The following is a 21,133-nucleotide window of genomic DNA, read 5'->3' on the forward strand; positions in this document are numbered from 1 at the left end:
AGTTAGATAAAATATCCCTTTAACACTTTTCGTGTAAATGGGGTATTTTTTAATTAAGATTTTGGGAGCTGACAAACTTGACAGACAAGGTATAATGAAAACATGTTAGCAAATACAACACAACATATCGAACAAAAATTAATTTTATTACCCAGTGAGCCTGGTTCATATCAGATGAAAGACCAGAATGGCAAAATTATTTATGTTGGTAAGGCAAAAAATCTAAAAAATCGTGTTCGTTCATACTTTAAGCAAGATCATGACGGAAAGACAGCCGAATTAGTATCCAAAATAGTTGATTTTGATTTCATCGTGACAAATTCTGATAAAGAAGCTTTTTTGTTAGAAAACGAATTGATCAAGAAGTATAAACCATACTACAATATTCGTTTGAAGTATGGTACAGGATATCCTTATATCAAGATTACAAAAGAACGTAATCCAAAAATGGCTTTAGTCAATGAGGTAAAAAAAGACGGTGGTTTTTATTTTGGACCATACCCAAACGTCTATGCTGCCCAAGAAACGCTAAGGTTTCTAGAGAAGAACTATCCATTGCGCCGCTGTAACGGACCACAAGGTAGACCGTGCTTGTACTATAATATGGGTCAATGTCTGGGCGCTTGTTTCCGTGATGTTCCTGTTCAAGAATACAATGATCAGATCAGCCGCATCAAAAAGTTTCTTGATGGTGATACAAAGATTGTCAAGAAACAAATAGCTGAAAAAATGCAAGTTGCAGCATCGTCATTGGAATTCGAACGGGCTGCAGATTTACGTGATCAGTTAAAGTATATCGACGAAACTGTTGAGAGCCAACGTGTGCTATCAAAAGACACTACACCAAGAGACCTATTCAATTATTATATGGATAAGGGCTGGATGACCGTTGAGGTATTCTTTCTACGGCAAGCCCGTTTGATTCGTCAATTTAAGCGAACGTTTTCCATTGTTGGTGAGGCTGATGAAGAAGTTTCCAGTTTTATTCAGCAATTTTATTCGCAAAAAAACATTCAAAAGCCACGCGAAGTTCTGGTACCAAAAGGTATTGATACAAAAGCACTTTCTGCTGTTCTAGAGGTTCCAGTTAGAATTCCTGTGCGTGGTGAAAAACGGGAGTTACTTGATTTAGCTGCTAAAAATGCTCGTATTGTGTTAGAGGAGAAATTCCGACTAATGCAATTGAATGAGCGAAAAACGACTGGGGCAATGAAGGAAATTACTGATGCACTTCAAATACCTATGGGTCATCGAATTGAAGCATTCGATCACTCTCATACACAAGGAGTTGAGATTGTCAGTGCCATGGTTGTTTTTGACGATGGGATCCCTAATAAAACAGAGTACCGTAAATATAAAATTAAATCGACAGATCATGCAAATGAATGGGCAGAAACGCAAGAGGTTATTCGTCGCAGATATTCTCGTCTATTAAGGGAAGACGGCGATTTTCCTGATTTAATTTTAATGGATGGCGGCGAAATTCAATTGCATGCGGCGCAAGAAGTGTTAGAGGATGAGCTTGGGTTAACAAATATACCAATTGCCGCAATGGTTAAAAATGATAAGCATAAGACGGCTGATCTAATCGATGGTGTGACTAATCAGATAGTTACTCTTGACAAACAGTCGGAGGGTTTCTTTTTAATACAACGCGTACAAGAAGAGGTACACCGATTTGCTATTAGTTTTCATCGTCAGTTACGTTCAAAAAACTCACTTGCTTCACGTTTAGACACGATACAAGGTGTTGGTCCGAAAACAAGACAAAAGCTTTTGCGAGAGTTTGGGTCGTTACCCAAAATTACCGCAGCAAGTGTTAGCGACTTAGTTGACATTGGTATTAATGAAAAATTAGCACGTGTGATTCATTTGTCGCTCTCGGCAGGTGATAATAGCTAAGATGGCTTATATATGTTAAACTAGAGTGTTAATTATTCGCAAGCTCTTCGTTGTAGAGCAGTAAAGGAGAAAAGGCGCCGCAGGATAGTCAGCTAAACGATTAAGTTAAATGTTAATTTTTTGGTTTACAAGCAAAGAATATATCTGCTCGCGCTCTATATAGATATGGCATTCGTAGATCAAGCACAAATAGAAGTAAAAGCCGGAAAAGGCGGTGACGGTATTGTTTCATTCCGTCATGAAAAATTCGTAGCAATGGGTGGACCTTTTGGTGGTGATGGTGGTCATGGTGGCTCAATCATCTTTAAAGTAGATGAAGGCCTGCGCACACTAATGGATTTTCGTTATAATCGGCATTTTAAAGCTCAACCAGGTGGCAATGGTGGCACGAAAGGGATGACCGGTGCTTCAGCTGATAACCGTGTCGTTAAGGTGCCACAAGGTACCACCGTTAGCGACGCTGATACAGGTGAAGTATTGGCTGACATGCTTGAAAACGGTCAAGAACTTGTGGTCGCTAAAGGTGGGCGTGGTGGACGTGGAAATATTCATTTTGCTACGCCAGCAAACCCAGCGCCAGAATTGTCAGAAAACGGTGAACCTGGCCAAATTAGGAATCTAAAGCTAGAGCTTAAGGTACTGGCTGATGTTGGTTTAGTTGGATTTCCTTCTGCCGGTAAATCAACGCTCCTGTCAGTTGTTTCAAATGCTAAACCAAAAGTAGCGGCTTATCATTTTACAACATTATCACCAAACATTGGTATGGTTCGTCTAGACGACGATCGTGATTTTGTTATGGCTGACTTACCAGGATTAATTGAAGGGGCTTCTCAAGGTATCGGGCTGGGGTTCCAATTCTTACGTCATGTGGAACGAACTAAAGTTATTCTGCATCTAGTTGACATGTCAGGTATTGAGGGAACAGATCCCTACACACAATATCGTAAAATACTAGATGAGCTACAACAATATGATGAAACGATTTTAAACCGACCACAAATTGTTGTACCAACTAAGATGGACATGCCTGACTCTGAAGAAAATCTTGCCAAGTTTAGGAAAGAAGTTGCTACTGATTCTGGGTTACCCATCCAACCAGAAATTGTACCAATATCATCAATCACACGTGATGGTGTCAAGGACTTAATGCGTTTAACAGCAGATATGTTAGCTACAGCACCCGCGCCTGAAAGTTATCGACCAGAGACCAAAAATGATACATCTGAAAAGAGCTACACGTTCAAACCGGAAACACATGATTTCACAGTCGAGTGGATTGCGGATGAAGAACGTTGGTTGCTTAGCGGTGCTGAAATCGAGAAGTTATTCTTAATGACTAATATTCAGCGTGACGCAACAATTATGCGATTTGCTCGTCAACTACGTCATATGGGCGTTGATGATAAACTTCGTGAAGCTGGAGCTAAAGATGGTGACGATGTTCGCATCAATAATTCCGACTTCGTATTTGAATTTAGTGAATAAAATATTCTCAAAAAGGTTTGTCAACAAGACGAACCTTTTTTTTTACAATTTTTAAAGAGCTATATCTGTTCTTGTGAAAATAATACCTTGTTGTATAAGCGATCTTCACAATTTTAAGGCTACTCAAATTTAATCAAGAGTGCTATGATGAAAATACTAAGATAAGGTGAGGCAAATGAATCATGGCAAATAAAAAATATGGTGCAGATATTGTTACTGATAGTTTAGTCAATCATGGCGTTGATTTAGTTTTTGGAATTCCAGGTGCTAAAATTGATCGTTTATTCGAAACATTAGAACATCCAGCCGAAGGTCAAAGAGTACCTAAATTAGTTGTTGCACGTCACGAACAAAATGCAGCTTTTATGGCACAAGCATTTGCTCGTATAACAGGAAAAACAGGTGTTGTTATTGCCACCTCAGGTCCTGGTGTCGGCAACTTAGCTACTGGATTAATGACAGCAACCGCTGAAAGCGATCCTATTGTAGCCATTGGTGGTCAAGTACCGAGAAATGATTTATATCGTTTGACTCATCAATCAACAAATTCAGTTGCATTGTTTAGTCCGATCACAAACCTCGCTTCAGAAATTCAAGATCCAAATAATATTTCAGAAATTATTGCTAATGCTTTTGCAGCCGCTAATGGCGCTAAAAAAGGTGCGACTTTTGTTTCATTGCCACAAGATGTAGACGATGCACAAGTAACTATTGAAGCACTTCCTAAAATTACCCCTGCACAGCAAGGCGCAGCCGCTATTAAGGATATTGATTGGTTAGCTGAACAAATTAAGGCTGCAAAATTACCGGTGTTGCTTGTGGGATCACGTGGATCTGATGATGCTACCGTTACTGCACTACACCAATTACTGAAACAAACAACTTTGCCAGTCGTTGAAACTTTCCAAGGTGCTGGTGTAATTTCACGTGAATTAGAACCGGAAACATTTTTCGGCCGTATTGGCCTATTCCGTAATCAAACTGGCGACAAACTGCTAAAGCAATCTGATTTAGTGATTACACTGGGTTATGACGCGATTGAATATGAGCCACGTAACTGGAACAAAGAAAACACTCTGAACATTGTCGCTTTGGATACAACACCGGTTCAAATTGATAATAATTTTGTACCGCAACGGCAGTTGGTCGGGGACTTAGCACAGAGCCTACGTTTGTTGATAGAACGTCTTAACGGATATGAATTGCCAACCACTAGCAAAGAAGTGCTAAAAAAATTGAAAGCAGATCTACGAGCATCTGACGAACCTTCTTATACCCCAGCACAAGGAAATTTGAACCATCCGTTGGATGTTATTAAGTCGATTCAAGCCCATGTGACAGATGATATGACAGTATCAACAGACATCGGTTCACACTATATTTGGATGGCACGTCATTTCAAGTCTTATGTTGCGCGTCACTACCTTATCTCTAATGGCATGCAAACACTTGGGGTAGGGTTACCTTGGGCTTTAGCGGCAGCAATGGTTCGTCCTAATGCCAAATCGGTATCAGTATCTGGTGATGGTGGTTTCTTCTTCTCAGCGATGGAATTAGAAACAGCAGTACGTTTAGGATTAAATACAGTCCACATCGTTTGGAATGATAATGCATATTACGATATGGTCAAGTTCCAAGAGGAAATGAAATACAACGGCCAGTCAGCAGGGGTTAAGTTTGGTAACATTGATTTGGTTAAGTATGCTGAAAGTTTTGGGGCCAAAGGCTTACGCGTTGAAACACCAGATGACCTTGATACTGTGCTAGACGAGGCATTTTCAACACAAGGACCTGTTGTTGTTGATATTCCGGTAGATTATTCACATAACTATGAGCTTGGTTCACAATTGATTGGTTCTGAAGGATAACATTATTACTAAGTTTTATAATTAAAAAGGAACAGGCGCAACATTAGCCTGTTCCTTTTTCTATATGTTAAACTGGTTTTTCTATAGTTCGTGTTAATAGGATGCTTTCAAAGACCACAAATACAAGTAACTGAGGCCAAAAGGTAAGGCCTAGAATATTGTTTGTAAAGGTATTAGTGAGTACGAAAGTGCAGCCGATATAACAAAAATAGTATAGCGACAATAATTTATAGGGGACACTAGAATTATTTGTTAAACGAGGCAACTGAAGTAAATAAATTAATGCAATTAGGGTTGTAATGATTATCATAAATCGGAATCTTATACTACTTTGGGGATGAAAATACCAAAAATCAACATGACCTATAATTGCGATAAAAATAATGAAAAATAGATCATAAAGTCTTTTTGACCTTGGTCGGCCACCATCCCAATTATCTAATAGATTATTAAACATACGTAAACCTCTAACCTAGTGTATCACTTATTCGAAGTTTGGGCAGGATGCAGGAACTTATGCCCAATCACCTGAACGGAATACTGGTACAACCTCACCATCTTGAGTGACACCATCAATGTCCATATCATTTGATCCAATCATAAAGTCAACATGTTCATCTGAAATATTCCATCCGCGCTTCGCTAAATTCTCCGGTTTTTCTGTTTTTCCACCTGAAATATTAGAAGCATAAGCAGCACCGATGGCCAAATGATCGGAAGCATTTTCATCAAAGAGGGTATTGTAGAATAAAATACCACTTTGTGCAATTGGTGAAGGGTCGGGTACTAGAGAAACTTCACCTAGTGATTTAGACCCTTCGTCAGTATTGATGATTTTTTCTAATACATCTAATCCAGAAGTAGCTTGTGCTTTGACAATGCGACCGTCTTCAAAATCTAATTCAATATTTTCAATGACATTACCTTGATAAGACAGTGGAAGCGTTGCTGCCACATGACCATGGATATTACGGTTATCTGGTGCTGTAAAGACTTCCTCAGTCGGCATGTTTGGAATGAAGATGTTGCCGGCTTTATCTTGGGAGTAAGCAGCCTCCCAGACATGACCTTCAGCTAATCCAATTGTGAAAGCAGATTTTGCGTTTTTGTAATGTAGTTCTTTGAAATTTTGTTCGTTTAACCAATCGGCTTTGTTTTTGAGTTTGTTGATGTGTAGATCCCAGTTATCCACTGCATCACTATCATCATCAATACGCACATCTTTGAGAATTTCTTCCCACAAGCGGTTCACTGCATCTTGTCCTTTTAAATCTGGGAATACTTTTTCTGCCCATTCTTGACCAGCTGCTGCCACAACAAGCCATGAGATATCATCTTTCATCGTTGCTTCACGAACGCGGAATAATGCTTTTTGATTGGCTTTTGTCAATGTAGCTAATCTTTCTGCATCAACGTCAGCCAAACCATCAGGATCCTGTGAAATTAATGAAATGCGGGAGGCGTATTTGTCCATTAATTCATTTGCTTTAGTTACCTGATAATTTGGTACTTCCTTCAGACGGTCTAGCGACGTATGATTTAGAAATTCTTTGGCGATCGTTTGATCTGACCATTCCATAACAACCTCGTGAGCACCTGCTTTATAAGCTTCGGCAACAATTTTACGAGCAAAATAAGCTTCGTCAACTGCTGCGTAAAGGATTATTGTTTGTCCTGGTTGGACGTTAACCCCTTTTTTTACGATGAGTTCAGCGTACTTGTTGAGTTTTGTTTCTAAAGACATGTTTTCTCTCCGTATGAGTAAATTTAGTTTGTCTGTCAATTTTCCCATTAATGCACCATGTTAGCAAGTTTTTTGTTATTGATTTATCATTTTCGTAAGGCATGTTAATAGGCGTAAGTATCTATTTTCTTGTATAATAATAGTATGGAAAATGTATTTGCAAGTGCCTCACAATATAAAACTAAAAAATTACTAACATTTACTTCTTGGCTATTGATTCTGTCTGGTATTGTTTGTTCATTTACTGTCTGGGTTTTTGCGAAACCAGTGGTGACACAAACAAATGCGATTCCTAGCGGCTTTTCAGTGCAGGGTGTGTCAATTAACCAAACATCTAACTATGTTGATTTTAATAATCTAGCAAGTAATGGTGTGAGCTTTGTTTATATGCGCACGACATCTGGTAGTTCGGTCATGGATGGTGGTTATAAATCGAGTTTTTCCCGCGCTAAATCAGCCCATTTGAAAGTTGGGACCATTCATGTTTATGATGCGAGCGTCACAGCAGCGACACAAGCACAATACTATATTGACAATGTGGGAAACAATATTGGTGAGCTGCCAATTGCAATTTCAGTGACTGCTGATCAGATTAGTACGGCAACATCCAAGCAACGTTTAGCATCGCTAGTCCAAATACTAGCTTCGCACTATAATCATGACATGATTATTTATACGACACCAAATGTTCAAAAGAAGTTGTCGTCCACAATATCCAAAACAAAATATTGGTTGATTGAAGACAATACAAAAAATACAGACAGCAAGAACTTATTTATTCAATATGATGAAGATCAAACAATTGGATCAGGGTTGAAGGCAATTAAAATGCCAACGACAGTGTTTAATGGCACGCAAAAACAATTTGAGGTGTACAAATGATTAAATTGGGTATTATTGGTACAAGCTGGATCACAGCAATGCTCATTGATGCAGCAATAAAAACAAAAGCGTATGATTTAACAACAGTCTATTCACGTTCACAAGCTAGTGGTGAAAAATTTTTAGCATCATTAGACCTTGATACAGACAATGTTGATGTAGTTACTACTTTAAGTGATTTATATCAAAATATTGATGTGGTTTATATAGCATCACCGAACGCTTTGCATTTTGAACAGGCTAAGGTAGCCATTCAGTCCGGCGTTCACGTGATTGTTGAAAAACCTTCGTTTAGTAACCCAACAGAGTTTGAAAAAATAGAATCTCTGCTAGCAACACATCCAGATGTGCGTTTATTTGAGGCTGCTCGCCATGTTCATCAACCAAATTTCAAGGCCATTCAGGAAACAGTCGCTAAGATGGATCAGTTACAAGGGGCAACGCTAGTTTATCAAAAGTACTCATCCCGTTATAATGCTTACTTAGCTGGGCAGGAGCCAAATGTTCTGACGAGAGAGTTCAGTGCTGGTGCGTTATATGATTTGGGCGTCTATCCAATTTACGCAGCGTTGGCTGTTTATGGTGCGCCTAATGCCGTACAGTATTTACCTAGACTATTACGCAACGGGGCCGATGGTAGTGGTGTAGCCAATCTATTTTACGACAATTTTAATGTAACTGTTATCTTCGGTAAAACTTCAAATTCGTATTTACCAAGCGAGTTTTATGGATTAAAGGATACAATTAGTGTCAGCAATATTGCAGAGCTTGAAAAGGTTACTTATTATGATGGTGAAGGAAACAATAATCATTTAGGAGATGTACCCGAAGAAAATCCCATGATTCGTGAGAGTCAGGATTTTGCAAATATTATTAACGACCCAACTAAAAATCACGCTGAATATAGTCAGTGGTTTCAGTTGGCGAAGCAAGTGAACCAGACATTGTTTGACTTGCGTCAGTCTGCAGGCATTGAGTTTCCTGCAGATATAAAGGAATAAAATGAAACCTGAACTTTTAGAAAAATTTAACGCCTCTTTTGATACACCAACGCCTATACAAAGTGCTGTTTGGCAACGCTTGACGGATGGCGATTCAATATTTGGTTTAGCACCAACTGGAACTGGTAAGACATTAGCTTTTGTATTACCAGTTTTATCTCGTATTGACACGAACTTGAAACGTACACAAGTATTGATCCTAGCGCCCAGCCAAGAATTGGCCATGCAAACAACACAGGTCGCTAGAGAATGGGGGAATGCTGTTGGTGCAAGTGTAGCTAGTTTAATTGGTGGCGCAAATGGCCGTCGACAAGCTGATAAAATCAAGAAAGACAAGCCGCACATTGTAGTTGGCACTTTGGGTCGTGTGCTGACAATGGTAGACGGTGGCGTACTAAAATTAGATCATATTGCAACCGTTATTTTTGATGAGGCTGATGCAATGTTAACTGAGGAACGTCATGACAGTTTACATGAGCTAGCAGATAAGTTGCCTTCACATATTCAATTAGGATTGTTTTCAGCAACTTCTGGTGTGGATCTAAACTATGTCAGCGACACGTTTGAACAAAAAGTGCATCCGATTTCTGTAGGAACAGATGCGCCGGTATCTATTAAGCATGAATTCCAGTACGTGGATCAACGTGCAAAAGAAAAAGTATTAATACAATTAGCCCGAAATAATCAACAGGCTTTGGTATTCTTTAATACAATCAGTGCTTTAGTGAATATGCAAGCTACCTTGCGACACGCTCATGTGAGTGTTATGAGCATCGGTAGTAATGACAAGCGCCAAGTGCAACGTGCAGACGCTTTGCGTTTATTCAAAAAAGGTGAAGTAACTTTATTGTTAGTAACTGATGTTGCGGCGCGAGGATTAGATATTGAAGATCTGCCATTAGTAGTGAATGCACAATTGCCACAACGTAAGAAAACCTATGTCCACAGGACGGGACGAACAGGACGTATGGGAAAAATAGGTCGTGTATTGAATCTTGGTAACGATCATGACATTCGTGACCTGAAAAGAGAATTAGGGGATAGCTTTAATCTAGACAAAGCAGAAAACTTGTTTGAAAAAAGTATAAAGTCCCAAGAAAATACTGTCACAAAAGATACAAACACAAATAATGTTTCATCTGTCTCTAAAGCCAAAAAGTCCTCAAGTGCCGCTCCTTTGGTAACAAAAAAAGAAGTTATAGTTGAGCCTACCACAAAAGTTAAAAAGAAGAAACGTGCAAAAAGTTCCAAAGATAAGGGAAAACCAAAGTGGGCTAAGAACGGGAAAACGAAGTGATTGGGTTAGCTTGATACTTGGTTATTTGCGTGACAATATGATATAAAGTTAAAAGCGCACACAATATTTGATTGGGTGCGCTTTAGTGCCTGTGTGTTAAAATAATGTAATATAGAAATAATGCAAGGCAAATTTATAAAATCAAGCTATAAAACAATTAGTCTTGTTTTACAAGACAGCAGGAGGGAAGATGCCAGAACTACCAGAAGTTGAAACAGTCAGACGTGGGCTTGAAAAACTAATTATTGGCAGCAAAATTATTGATGTACAGTTACCTTACCCAAAAGTTATTACTGGTGATGGGCAGCAGTTCATCACCGGTGTCATGAACACAGAATTTAAACAAATTGATCGTCGTGGTAAATATTTATTACTACGTTTAGCGAATAATCATACGATTGTTTCGCACTTACGAATGGAAGGGCAATATTCAGTAGAGTCCCTTGAGACGGTCCCTTATAAACATACAGAGATTGTCTTTGAATTATCTGATAAGCGAGCTTTGTTTTACAATGACACGAGACGCTTTGGGCGCATGGCGTTGACCACAACTGGTTTTGAAAACACAGAAGTGCCTTCGTTGTCCAAATTAGGACCAGAACCGACAGAGGAGCAGCTGACTTTATCTTATATGATGGCCATTTTTTCAAAGTCTAGAAGGCCTGTTAAAACATTTTTATTGGATCAAACACAAATAGCTGGTATTGGTAATATTTATGCTGATGAGGTTCTGTGGCAAAGCAAAATTCATCCCAAAACGCCGGCCAATGTACTAGATGAAGTTCAACTGAGTGTTCTTAGAGCAAACATCATTTCAGAAATTAAACGAGCGATTAAGCATCACGGTACAACAGTGCATAGTTTTAGTAATGTTTTTGGTGAGGTGGGCAAGTTTCAAAATGAATTACAGGCGTATGGGCATGCTGGCGAACCATGTTTACGTTGCAATACGCCAATGGTTAAAATAAAAGTTGGTCAACGTGGCACGACATTTTGTCCATTTTGTCAAGTGGAGAAGGATTAATATGAATCAAGAACCAATAAGTATTATTGACGTCAAACGCGACGCAAAGAAATTGATGAAGGGTCGACTAGGAACAGCTATCAAAATTAATATTATCGCGATTATTGTGACAGTGACGACCTTATCAATGATGACTTTCACAGTGTATGCGATGATCAAAGACACCAATCTAATGTCTAGCGCTGATGTTTCTTCAACAACAACATCTCTGGGTCTGAATCCGAGCGAAGTAATTGTTTCAGTATTGCAAGATGCAGCTGGGCTAACATTTATGTGGTCTGTTTCTTGGACAATTATTGATTGGTTTAATAATCCTAAAAAGAATCCAAGATTCATTCAAACTTTTCAAATATTTAATAATGGTAAATTTCCGCAAAGTCTGCTATTAACCGTCGTGCAGTCCATGTTGACTTTCCTTTGGACGATGCTGTTTACAATTCCCGGATTGATTAAGCATTATTCCTACGCTCAAACGTATTTTAGTTATAAACTAGATTTGGATGCTGGAAAACAAGCCAATGCATTGACAGATTATATTACACGTAGCCGAAAAATAATGAATGGCCGTAAGTGGGAATTATTTTTATTAGACTTGAGTTTTATTGGTTGGCATTTATTAGGAATATTGACAGCTGGCTTGGCTTACATTTATGTTATTCCTTATCTGAATGCTACTAAGGTAGCTTATTCACGTCGGTTATTTAAGCTAAATAATGAAGTAAGCGAGGAACAGTAAATGTTGACAATTGGTTTAACAGGTGGAATTGCTACAGGGAAATCAACAGTTAGCGCTTTGTTGCGTCAAGCAGGTTTTCCAATTGTTGACGCAGATATAGTGGCTCGTGAAGTTGTTGAGCCAGGAACACCAACGCTTGAGAAAATTAAATTAGCGTTTGGTCCAGGGATAATTGACAATGGCGTATTAGATCGACGTAAGCTTGGTCAAATTGTCTTTGAAGATGGTGCCCAATTAAAAAAATTAAATGATATTATGCAACCAGCCATTAGCAGTGCTATGGCAGATAAAATTAATTTTTGGCGTTTACAAAATGTGCCAATATTAGTCCTGGATGTGCCATTGTTATTTGAACGAGACTATGATAAAAATAAGTCAGTAGATAAAATAATTGTTGTTACTGCTAGCAAAGAAATCCAATTATTTCGTTTGGAAAATCGTGATCAACTTAGTAATATGGAGGCACGTAATCGTGTAAAGGCACAGTTACCAATGTCGCAGAAAATTGCGAGAGCTGATTATGTTATAGACAATAATGGCCGTATCGAAGAGCTACAGGAACAAGTTACAGTTTTAATCAAAAAAATAAAGGAGATCGCGTCAACGCATGATGCAAAATGATGGCACAATTGAGTTTCACGCTAAGGCTGGTGTTTTTGTGCAGTCAAACACACCAATCACATTGACTGATTTAGATCGTGCTTTTGATTTATACACGCCGTTTATTGGTGCAACTGGATATGCATTGTACCATATGTTGGTAAGAGAATTACCCTACAATACACGACTAGATGCACGTGAAGATCATAATTTTATTTTAGATAGTCTGAATGTCAGTTTACCCGATTTTGTTAAGGTTCGTCGTCGTTTAGAAGCGGTTGGCCTATTGACGACACTTTATACGGAAGATGCTTTGGGAGAAATTTATACGTATCAATTATTTGCTCCGCTTGACGTTGACAGTTTTTTCAAAGAAAAATTATTGGCCGGACTATTGTTTAAATATGTTGGGGAAGAACGTTATTTAACACTCCAGAAACGATATGCTACACAAGGACAACCAAACGTGAAGGGTGATAATATATCCGCCAAGTTTTTACAGGTCTTCAAGCACGATACAGCTACCTCATTACCAACAGTTGAAGTAAAAGCAAGTCATGGCAAAATTGAAATAGAAGATGACTTTAATTTTGAAAACTTTACCGGCTTAGTGAGAGGTACAACAATAGAAAAGTTGGCACAACATCGTGATTTCTTAGTATCGATGCACGTGATTTACGGTGTTGATGAGGTGACGCTGGCTGGCTATACCTCCCAGGCAATATCATTAGATACGCATGATGTTGACGAAAAGATTTTGCAGCAAGTTATGCGTCAGAATCGTACAACCGTCGTTGCAGAGCCGGTGGTCTCACAGCCAGTACAACAAAACCGTTCCAGAGAAATGTTACAATTAGTTCAAGATGCAAAAACATTAGCGCCTAATGCCTTTATTGAAGATGTTAAGTTTAAAAAAGGTGGCGGATTTGTGACACGAAATGAATATTATTTCATCAGTAAAATGATCAAAGATGTGCGCCTCAAAGCAGAGGTTGTCAACATGTTGGTTTGGTACGAGTTGGGTAAACGAAATCGTGATACTGTCAATGTTGATACAGCGGAAACAATTGCTAATTCATGGTTGAAAATGCATGTGAATTCGGCTGAAGCAGCTCTAGATGCAATTGAAAAATATCAACCTAGTCGCCCTACAAAGCGAAACTATACCAAAAAAGTGACGCGTGTCGAACCAAAAATGCCTTCTGATACTCCCCAAAATAAGCCAGCAACTTCTGTGGATGAAGTAGCGGAAGCCTTAGCTGAACTAAAAAAGTTGAATATTAAGACTAAGAATTGAGATTAATATGCAGAATTTATCTGAAGTACTCAAGCAATTTCAGCAACAATATGCTAATAAAGCTAATTTATCGGATATTATTGAATCCATTGGAAAGGATCAAGATATACGTTCTTTTTGGAATGAGCATCAAGATGAATTGAACTCAGATGCTTTTCAACTTAAAATGGGTGATCTGTATGAGTACATTCAACAAAAGAAAAGAATTGCAGCTGGGGAAAAAGTTCTCTATCCAGGATATTATCCACAGTTAACGATTGAAAAAGGTTATCCAATAGTTCATTATGTTGCTGATGAAAAAACACGCAAACAATTAATGCAACGTGAAAAACTGACTTTGTACAAAATTCCAAAATCTGTTCGTTCAGCAGATTGGAGCACTATCGGGCAGGAAATCATTGATCATGCCCAAGAGGAACAGGGTAAAACGGAAGCATTTGTTTCGCTCAATAAAATTCTAAAAAGCTTAACTAGTACGGTCCAAAATAACTTTGTTCAAGGTATTTATTTATACGGTGATTTTGGCGTAGGTAAAACATATATGATGGGGGCTCTTGCTAACGCATTGGCCGTTAATAACATAGGCGTTATGTTATTACATTTCCCTTCATTTATTAGTGATTTGAAGGCAACATTTGATCATAAAAATGAATCTTTGGATGAATTATTAAGTAAGGCAAAAAGTGTTTCTGTGTTAATTCTTGACGATGTTGGCGCAGATACGTTGACAGCGTGGAGCCGAGATTCGATTCTTGGTATTATTTTGGAATACCGTATGCAAAATGAGTTAACAACTTTTTTTACCTCTAATTTTGATGCGAATGGGTTTGAACAATATCTGTCGCAAACTAGGGAAGGTAATGAACCTATTAAAGCTGCTAGACTCATGCAAAGAGTGAAGTTTCTAGCTAAGCCGGTCCAAATGACAGGAAAAAATAAACGGTTAGAAAATTGATATTCCTAAAAAAAACAAAAAATTATTGGTTTGTGGCCATTGCCGTAATTGCTGCTTGGTTTCTATTGAGATCTGATTCATTTTTGTATCAAGAGCCAGTAGGGCAGGTTACGCATGTCAAAGTTCAGGCCAAACAAAAAACGACAGATGAGCATAATAATACAGATAATATTTATCATCAACAATTAACGGTTAAACTGTTAAACAGAAACAAAATCATTAAGTTGACAAATCAATACACCGATTCGCAAACTGTGACACATAAGTACAAAGTTGGAGACCAGCTATTATTAACAGGGCATGCGGGACATTTTCGCATTATATCTCTTAAACGTGACGCAGTCATCGGATCTTTAGTTGTTTTACTATTAGGGCTGTTATTGATTTACGGAAAATGGCGTGCGACGTCATGGCTAACCCTCAGCCTTGTCGCTAATGTGATTCTTTTTGCAATTGCATTATATATAGATGTTCATCTTAAAAATCCGAATGTCATTTTGATTTTTAGTATTTTAGCTATCGTTGTAGCCTCACTGAGTTTGGTATTAGTATTGGGCAGAACCCTTCAGATGGTGGTTACGCTTTTGGCAACTCTTTTATCAACGGTCCTTACGATGTTCATCATGTTTGCTGCCCTTAAAATTACAGGTAATGAAGGTGTTCATTTTGAAACAATGTCGTATGTAACGCAAGTGCCAGTGACTTTGTTTATCGCCCAAACGATTATTGGTGTTCTAGGAGCGGTTATGGATGAAGCTGCAGATATTGTTGCTGCGTTATTTGGTCTGCGTCGTGAAAAAATCGAGCGACACTTCAAGGATTATTGGCATGCGGGAATGAATGTTGGGCGCGATATTATGGGTACATTAATTAATGTACTATTCATGATTTTCATTGCGGAAACAATGCCGATGGTTTTTTTGATGCTACGAAATGGCAATAATTGGCCCTATATACTTGACCAAATTATGAACCTAGGTATTTTACAGACAGTTATTTCTGGAATCGGCATTGTATTAGCTGTCCCTGTCACTAGTGCTTTGGTTGGCTGGATTGCTGAGCGATACAAGGTGGTGGACTAATGAATGCAATTGGATTATTAATAATTATTTTATTTATTTTAATGGTATTTGTTGGCGGTGTTCAGGGAATGAAAGCTTTTGTAGGCTTGGTGTTGAACTTTATCGTCATTTTCATTTTAATGATTTTAATCAATTGGCAATTTAATGCTTACATTGTTACGGCTTTAATGAGTGTCATTATTTTGGCTCTTGCAATTTATTTAGGTGCAGAAAATCAATTTGTGACTAATACAGCTTTTAAGACAAGCTTAATAGTTGTGTCAATTTTGATGGTAGTGGCGATTTTGGTTCAGCATTTAGGCCAGTTTCAAGGATTTGCAACCGAAAATTCGGAAGAACTGGAAGGCTTATCGTTGAATGTCGGTCTTCCTTTCACAAAGGTCGCTGTAATTGTAATGGTTATATCCATTTTAGGGGCTGTTGCTGAAGCCGCAATGGCTATTGTGGCGGACTTGAATGAGGTTATAGAGCGTACACCAAATTTGAGCAAAAAAAGTCTATATGCGCATGCACATATTATCGGTGGGCAAATATTAGGTACAGCTATTAACACACTTTTCTTTGGGGTTTTAGGGGCCAATCTACCGCTTTTAATCTGGTTTATTCGCTTACGGTATTCAATCGCAATGTTTTTTAATGCAAAGTTATTAATGATGGAAGTTGTTACAATGTTGTTGGGTATGCTAGGAATTTTGATGAGTATCTGGGTAGCTAGTCGATTAGTTGTACATGGATATGTAAAAATACAAAGCAAAAATATGAGAAAAGGAGAATGAAGTCCACTTCTAAGACTTCATTATTAAAAATTAATTCATTATGAAAGAAACTTTTGATTTAATTGAACGAATCACACGTAATGACGGCAGTTCTTATTTTGAGCTAGGAAACATCCCTCATAATGGTCGTGCTGAGTATGCGGCTGAACACGGGTTTATTCAAAGTGTTCAGATTTTGAAAGTGAACATACCACGCTCCACTCACGTAGAAAAAGTGGAAGAGTATATTAATTCACACTATAAACTATTGCCTTTGGAATATGATGGCTGGGAAGAATGGGTTAAGACACCTGAAATTGAAGAAGAGTTACAAAGAATACTTTTGGATAATCGGTTGGGCTAACTGAAAACCGTGTTTAAAGACCGATTAGTAACAATGTATATGAAAAGTAACCAAAATGTTGTAATTTTGATCAATTTTATATATAATTAAGAGCGTTGTTGTTTGATGTGACAACGCAAATAAGTTTGGTAGTGTAGCCAAGTGGTAAGGCAACGGTCTGCAAAACCGTGATCGCCGGTTCGACTCCGGTTACTACCTTCTAAATATGATAAACGCTGTAAAATTTTATGGATGCTAGTTTAATTGAACAAGCTGACATTATAATTTTAGCAGTGTTTTTTATATAAGAAATAGTTATGATTGAAGATTTTGCCTGCAAGCGAATAAAAAGCTATTTGGTGAAAAAATAGATAACATGAAAAATATTGTTGATGTCTTTCAACCATTGAATTGATGTTAGCGTTTGACGAGCAAATACAGGCAGACACTGCCAACTATTTTTTTAAAAATGAAGTCAAGAAATGATATAGATAGCATTGCTCTGCTGTTGCTGTTGCCACGCTATCCGTACTTTTTTATATGTTATAATATTCAAGATGATAACCCTAAATGACAATGTGAATATTTTGCCAGGTGTAGGTCCTAAGCGCCTAGATGCGTTACATGAAATTGGTATTTTTACCATTGAGGATTTAATTAATTATTTTCCATTTCGTTATGAAGACTTAGGAGAACGGCTACCCTCTGAAACATTGGATGGAGAAAAGGCTACTTTTAAGGGAATTGTGAGTACACCCGCTGTTGTGACTCGTTTTGGCAAACGATCTCAAACACGTTTTGGACTAATGATAGAGCATGAAAATGTACGTGTATCATTCTTTAATCAGCCATGGATTGCTCAAAATGTCGAGGTCGGCCAAGAAGTTGCTGTTTATGGTACTTATGATGCTGCTAAAGCGTCCTTGACAGGAATGAAAGTGATCTCCAAGGCTTCCAATGAATTTGACCCAATTTACCCTTCGTCAAAACAAATAAGCGCTAAAACAATACGTCATTTGATAGAAATTGCGTGGGCCGATGTACGTGGTACAGTTGGCTCGTTAGTGCCCGATAAAATTCGTCAAAAATACCGTTTACTAGACAGAAATACGCAAATTGAAAATATGCATTTTCCCGCTGACATGGAGCAAGCTAAATTAGCACGCCGAAGTATAGCTTTTGAGGAATTTTTTATATTTCAAATGAGATTACAATTGCTCAAATTAGCTGATAAGAACTTTTCCGGTGAAGGTATTAATTATGATAGTAAAGCGCTAAACAAATTTGAAGCTGGCTTACCTTTCACATTGACGGGGGCACAACAAAAAGTTGTTTCTGAAATTTTGACAGATCAAAAACGTCCAGTTCACATGAACCGCTTATTACAAGGTGATGTAGGTTCTGGTAAAACGGTAGTTGCAGCAATTGCATTATATGCTGTTGTCACCGCAGGAATGCAAGCTGCATTGATGGCGCCGACTGAAATTTTGGCTCAGCAACACGCCATTAATTTAGCTTTAATGTTTGAAAAATCAGGCGTTGACATTCGCATTGAACTATTGACCAGTGGTATGAAAGCTGCAGCTCGACGTCAACTATTAGAAGATTTAGCTGACGGAACAATAGATATCTTAGTTGGCACACATGCGTTGTTACAACCGGATGTAATGTTTCATCACCTAGGTTTAGCAGTGATTGACGAACAACATCGATTTGGTGTCAATCAACGTGCAAAATTACGTGAAAATGGTGTGAATCCTGATATACTAGCAATGACGGCCACGCCAATTCCTCGTACCTTATCCATCACTACCTATGGAGAAATGGATGTATCAATAATTGATCAACTACCCAATGGTCGCAAGCAAATTCAGACACGAAAGATTAGTCATAATCAACTTGACTCGGCAATTAATTTTCTTAAACAGCAACTCTCAGAGGGCGCGCAAGCATATGTTGTGACGCCTCTGATTGAAGAGTCAGAAGCATTAGATGTGCAGAATGCGCAAGCAATGTATGAAGCATTACAACTTGAACTACCAAATGACACAATTGGCTTACTTCATGGTCGGCTCTCGAACGACGAAAAAAAAGCTTTGATGGCCGACTTTAAAAGAAACAAAATTCAGGTTTTAGTTGCTACTACAGTCATTGAAGTGGGTGTTGATGTACCCAATGCTAGTATCATGTTAATTATGGACGCAGATCGATTTGGATTGGCACAATTACACCAATTGCGCGGTCGAGTTGGTCGAGGTACGAGACAATCGTACACGATTTTAGTCGCAGATCCAAAGACCGATTATGGACGTGCTAGGCTTGATGCAATGGTCGAAACAACAGATGGTTTCATTCTAGCGCAAAAAGACTTGGAACTACGAGGTTCTGGCGATATATTAGGAACCAAACAGTCTGGTGTACCAGAATTTGCCGTTGGGGATCCGATTAAAGACTTGAAAATGATGGAAGTTGCTCAGCAAGAAGCAATTAGTATGGTTAGTACTGACGATTGGGATAAATCCTCTGAAAATCAGGAACTAGTGGATTATTTATCAAGAACAATGGCGCATTATCGGCACTTAGATTAAGCAGTGTTGGCGTAAGAATAGAGATTAAAAATGGAAAGGAACGTGTTCAGCTAATATTAGTTGAACACATTTAAAAAATATGAAAATCGCAATAGATGCAATGGGTGGCGATTACGCACCGATGGAAATAGTCAAGGGTGTAGAAATAGCTCGTGATCGTTATCCAGATATTGAATTTTTACTCTTTGGAACAAGTGAACAGGTTAAGCCACTTGTAAAGGATTGGTCACATATTACCTTAATTCCCACAACTGAAGTTATTGAGATGGGTGATGAGCCGGTTAAAGCAATGCGACGTAAAAAAGACTCATCAATGGTTCGTGCCGCAAATGCCGTTAAAGCTGGCGAAGCCGATGCTTTATTTAGTGCTGGAAATACAGGGGCCCTACTATCAAGTGCTATTTTCTTGATTGGTCGTATCAAAGGTGTTGACCGTCCAGCTTTGGCCACCGCTTTACCAAGCTTTGCTGGTGAAAATGATCAATTTGTATTTATGGATTTGGGTGCAAATGCTGAAAGTAAAGCCTCACATTTATATCAATACGGAATATTAGGGAGCTTTTATGCTTCTCATGTTTTAGGAATTAATGATGCACGAGTGCGTTTATTGAACAATGGTGCAGAAGAGGATAAAGGGGATGAGGTTCATAAAATAGCGCATCAGCTGATGAAAAACTCACAATCTTTTAATTTTTTGGGTAATGTTGAAGCACGTGAATTATTAGAAGGAACTGCAGACGTAGTGGTAGCTGATGGCTTTTCGGGTAATGCAGCATTGAAAGCAACGGAAGGCACTGCATTGATGATGTTGAAGCAAATTAAGCAGGCTATTATGCAAACAGGGCTTCGTGGTAAGATGGGCGGTCTCTTGTTAAAGCCAGCTTTCAAAGATATTCAAAAGAAGTTGGACTATAATGAAGCTGGTGGTGCAGTAATCTTAGGTGTTAATGCGCCTGTCGTTAAAACGCATGGTTCTGCCAAAGCTAATGCAGTTGCTAATACAATGGGACAGATTAAAAAAATGATTGAAAAAAATCTAGTGCCAGATATTCGAACATACATTGCAGACCATAAGGATGAGTTGCAAGCTGCGAAGAATGAATTGTAGTCACAAATTAGTGAATAAGTTATGGTATAATAGTTCTTTAGATTAAAGATTCTGGGAGTAATTACTGATGGCAATGGAAAAAGAAGCAATTTATAATATGATGGCGGATGAAATTGCAGAACGATTTAATGTGAAAAGAGATACCATTACGCCGGATTTGAATTTTTTGACAGATATCGATGCGGATTCTATCGACTTTGTTGAGCTGGTATTAGAAGTAGAAGATATGTTTAATGTCGAAATTTCTGATGATGATGCTGAAAATTTGGTTACGTTGCAACAGACAGTCGACTACATTGTTGAACACCAAAATTAAATGTTTAAATACTTTGTGTCATTCATTGGACTAACAAACATTTACAATATAGATACGTTTTAATGATTGCAGGCATTGTACTGAATCATGATATATTTTTGTTAAAGTAAGTCCTCACAAATTGTTATTTGTTTGGGGACTTTTTGTATG

The 21,133-nt window shown here is 38.2% G+C and carries 18 protein-coding genes and 1 tRNA gene; 18 read left to right on the plus strand and 1 reads right to left on the minus strand.

Annotated elements, in window-relative coordinates:
* The first annotated feature begins 102 nt into the window (after positions 1-102).
* The 3 genes from uvrC to alsS all read left to right on the plus strand — a co-directional run bounded on the left by uvrC (position 103) and on the right by alsS (position 5,255).
* On the plus strand, positions 103-1,902 hold the full coding sequence (gene uvrC / locus LEUM_RS02535) for an excinuclease ABC subunit UvrC (RefSeq protein ID WP_011679352.1): 1,800 nt from the start codon (positions 103-105) through the stop codon (positions 1,900-1,902).
* 165 nt (positions 1,903-2,067) lie between these two features.
* Positions 2,068-3,387 (plus strand): GTPase ObgE, encoded by a 1,320-nt coding sequence (gene obgE, locus LEUM_RS02540; RefSeq protein WP_011679353.1) that lies wholly within the window; start codon positions 2,068-2,070, stop codon positions 3,385-3,387.
* A gap of 182 nt (positions 3,388-3,569) precedes the next feature.
* Entirely contained in the window at positions 3,570-5,255 is a 1,686-nt protein-coding gene (alsS, locus tag LEUM_RS02545; RefSeq protein WP_011679354.1) for an acetolactate synthase AlsS, read from the plus strand.
* A 514-nt stretch (positions 5,256-5,769) separates the two neighbouring features.
* On the opposite strand, the gene LEUM_RS02555 is transcribed toward alsS, so the two are convergent.
* The gene (locus LEUM_RS02555; RefSeq protein WP_011679355.1) at positions 5,770-6,999 is read right to left on the minus strand and encodes an aminopeptidase; all 1,230 of its coding nucleotides are present in this window, start codon (positions 6,997-6,999) and stop codon (positions 5,770-5,772) included.
* A gap of 144 nt (positions 7,000-7,143) precedes the next feature.
* On the opposite strand from LEUM_RS02555, the gene LEUM_RS02560 reads away from it, so the two are divergent.
* The 15 genes from LEUM_RS02560 to acpP all read left to right on the plus strand — a co-directional run bounded on the left by LEUM_RS02560 (position 7,144) and on the right by acpP (position 20,983).
* A complete protein-coding gene (locus tag LEUM_RS02560; protein ID WP_011679356.1) occupies positions 7,144-7,881 on the plus strand; it encodes a GH25 family lysozyme in 738 nt (245 codons plus the stop codon).
* Complete coding sequence (locus LEUM_RS02565) at positions 7,878-8,882, plus strand: Gfo/Idh/MocA family protein (protein ID WP_011679357.1); 1,005 nt, start codon at positions 7,878-7,880, stop codon at positions 8,880-8,882. The genes LEUM_RS02560 and LEUM_RS02565 overlap by 4 nt, the downstream gene beginning before the upstream one ends.
* A 1-nt stretch (position 8,883) precedes the next feature.
* Positions 8,884-10,179, plus strand: coding sequence for a DEAD/DEAH box helicase (locus LEUM_RS02570; protein WP_011679358.1), 1,296 nt, complete (start codon positions 8,884-8,886; stop codon positions 10,177-10,179).
* 190 nt (positions 10,180-10,369) lie between these two features.
* A complete protein-coding gene (gene mutM / locus LEUM_RS02575) occupies positions 10,370-11,203 on the plus strand; it encodes a bifunctional DNA-formamidopyrimidine glycosylase/DNA-(apurinic or apyrimidinic site) lyase (protein WP_011679359.1) in 834 nt (277 codons plus the stop codon).
* A 1-nt stretch (position 11,204) separates the two neighbouring features.
* Positions 11,205-11,939, plus strand: coding sequence for a DUF975 family protein (locus LEUM_RS02580; protein WP_011679360.1), 735 nt, complete (start codon positions 11,205-11,207; stop codon positions 11,937-11,939).
* On the plus strand, positions 11,940-12,560 hold the full coding sequence (coaE, locus tag LEUM_RS02585) for a dephospho-CoA kinase (protein WP_011679361.1): 621 nt from the start codon (positions 11,940-11,942) through the stop codon (positions 12,558-12,560).
* Positions 12,547-13,836 (plus strand): DnaD domain protein, encoded by a 1,290-nt coding sequence (locus LEUM_RS02590; protein ID WP_011679362.1) that lies wholly within the window; start codon positions 12,547-12,549, stop codon positions 13,834-13,836. Before coaE ends, LEUM_RS02590 begins: the two co-directional genes overlap by 14 nt.
* A 7-nt stretch (positions 13,837-13,843) precedes the next feature.
* On the plus strand, positions 13,844-14,791 hold the full coding sequence (gene dnaI / locus LEUM_RS02595; RefSeq protein WP_011679363.1) for a primosomal protein DnaI: 948 nt from the start codon (positions 13,844-13,846) through the stop codon (positions 14,789-14,791).
* A complete protein-coding gene (locus LEUM_RS02600) occupies positions 14,788-15,873 on the plus strand; it encodes a YibE/F family protein (protein ID WP_011679364.1) in 1,086 nt (361 codons plus the stop codon). The genes dnaI and LEUM_RS02600 overlap by 4 nt, the downstream gene beginning before the upstream one ends.
* Entirely contained in the window at positions 15,873-16,649 is a 777-nt protein-coding gene (locus LEUM_RS02605; protein ID WP_011679365.1) for a YibE/F family protein, read from the plus strand. The genes LEUM_RS02600 and LEUM_RS02605 overlap by 1 nt, the downstream gene beginning before the upstream one ends.
* 40 nt (positions 16,650-16,689) lie before the next feature.
* Positions 16,690-16,992 carry a hypothetical protein gene (locus tag LEUM_RS02610; RefSeq protein ID WP_010289461.1) on the plus strand — a complete coding sequence of 101 codons (303 nt, stop codon included), beginning with the start codon at positions 16,690-16,692 and terminating at the stop codon, positions 16,990-16,992.
* A gap of 127 nt (positions 16,993-17,119) precedes the next feature.
* Positions 17,120-17,190 (plus strand) — tRNA-Cys (locus tag LEUM_RS02615).
* A gap of 338 nt (positions 17,191-17,528) precedes the next feature.
* Positions 17,529-19,559, plus strand: a complete 2,031-nt coding sequence (gene recG / locus LEUM_RS02620) for an ATP-dependent DNA helicase RecG (protein WP_011679366.1) — start codon at positions 17,529-17,531, stop codon at positions 19,557-19,559.
* Between the two features lie 79 nt (positions 19,560-19,638).
* Positions 19,639-20,667 carry a phosphate acyltransferase PlsX gene (gene plsX / locus LEUM_RS02625; RefSeq protein ID WP_011679367.1) on the plus strand — a complete coding sequence of 343 codons (1,029 nt, stop codon included), beginning with the start codon at positions 19,639-19,641 and terminating at the stop codon, positions 20,665-20,667.
* Between the two features lie 67 nt (positions 20,668-20,734).
* Positions 20,735-20,983, plus strand: a complete 249-nt coding sequence (acpP, locus tag LEUM_RS02630; RefSeq protein ID WP_010284595.1) for an acyl carrier protein — start codon at positions 20,735-20,737, stop codon at positions 20,981-20,983.
* Positions 20,984-21,133 lie beyond the last annotated feature (150 nt).

The organism is Leuconostoc mesenteroides subsp. mesenteroides ATCC 8293 (assembly GCF_000014445.1).
GTDB lineage: Bacteria > Bacillota > Bacilli > Lactobacillales > Lactobacillaceae > Leuconostoc > Leuconostoc mesenteroides.

Coding starts and splice junctions, on each gene's coding strand:
- recG (WP_011679366.1), top strand. CDS start 17,529: ATGATAACCCTAAATGACAATGTGAATATTTTGCCAGGTGTAGGTCCT.
- uvrC (WP_011679352.1), top strand. CDS start 103: ATGTTAGCAAATACAACACAACATATCGAACAAAAATTAATTTTATTA.
- LEUM_RS02565 (WP_011679357.1), top strand. CDS start 7,878: ATGATTAAATTGGGTATTATTGGTACAAGCTGGATCACAGCAATGCTC.
- LEUM_RS02555 (WP_011679355.1), bottom strand. CDS start 6,999: ATGTCTTTAGAAACAAAACTCAACAAGTACGCTGAACTCATCGTAAAA.
- LEUM_RS02570 (WP_011679358.1), top strand. CDS start 8,884: ATGAAACCTGAACTTTTAGAAAAATTTAACGCCTCTTTTGATACACCA.
- obgE (WP_011679353.1), top strand. CDS start 2,068: ATGGCATTCGTAGATCAAGCACAAATAGAAGTAAAAGCCGGAAAAGGC.
- LEUM_RS02590 (WP_011679362.1), top strand. CDS start 12,547: ATGATGCAAAATGATGGCACAATTGAGTTTCACGCTAAGGCTGGTGTT.
- plsX (WP_011679367.1), top strand. CDS start 19,639: ATGAAAATCGCAATAGATGCAATGGGTGGCGATTACGCACCGATGGAA.
- dnaI (WP_011679363.1), top strand. CDS start 13,844: ATGCAGAATTTATCTGAAGTACTCAAGCAATTTCAGCAACAATATGCT.
- coaE (WP_011679361.1), top strand. CDS start 11,940: ATGTTGACAATTGGTTTAACAGGTGGAATTGCTACAGGGAAATCAACA.
- mutM (WP_011679359.1), top strand. CDS start 10,370: ATGCCAGAACTACCAGAAGTTGAAACAGTCAGACGTGGGCTTGAAAAA.
- LEUM_RS02610 (WP_010289461.1), top strand. CDS start 16,690: ATGAAAGAAACTTTTGATTTAATTGAACGAATCACACGTAATGACGGC.
- alsS (WP_011679354.1), top strand. CDS start 3,570: ATGGCAAATAAAAAATATGGTGCAGATATTGTTACTGATAGTTTAGTC.
- acpP (WP_010284595.1), top strand. CDS start 20,735: ATGGCAATGGAAAAAGAAGCAATTTATAATATGATGGCGGATGAAATT.
- LEUM_RS02580 (WP_011679360.1), top strand. CDS start 11,205: ATGAATCAAGAACCAATAAGTATTATTGACGTCAAACGCGACGCAAAG.
- LEUM_RS02560 (WP_011679356.1), top strand. CDS start 7,144: ATGGAAAATGTATTTGCAAGTGCCTCACAATATAAAACTAAAAAATTA.
- LEUM_RS02605 (WP_011679365.1), top strand. CDS start 15,873: ATGAATGCAATTGGATTATTAATAATTATTTTATTTATTTTAATGGTA.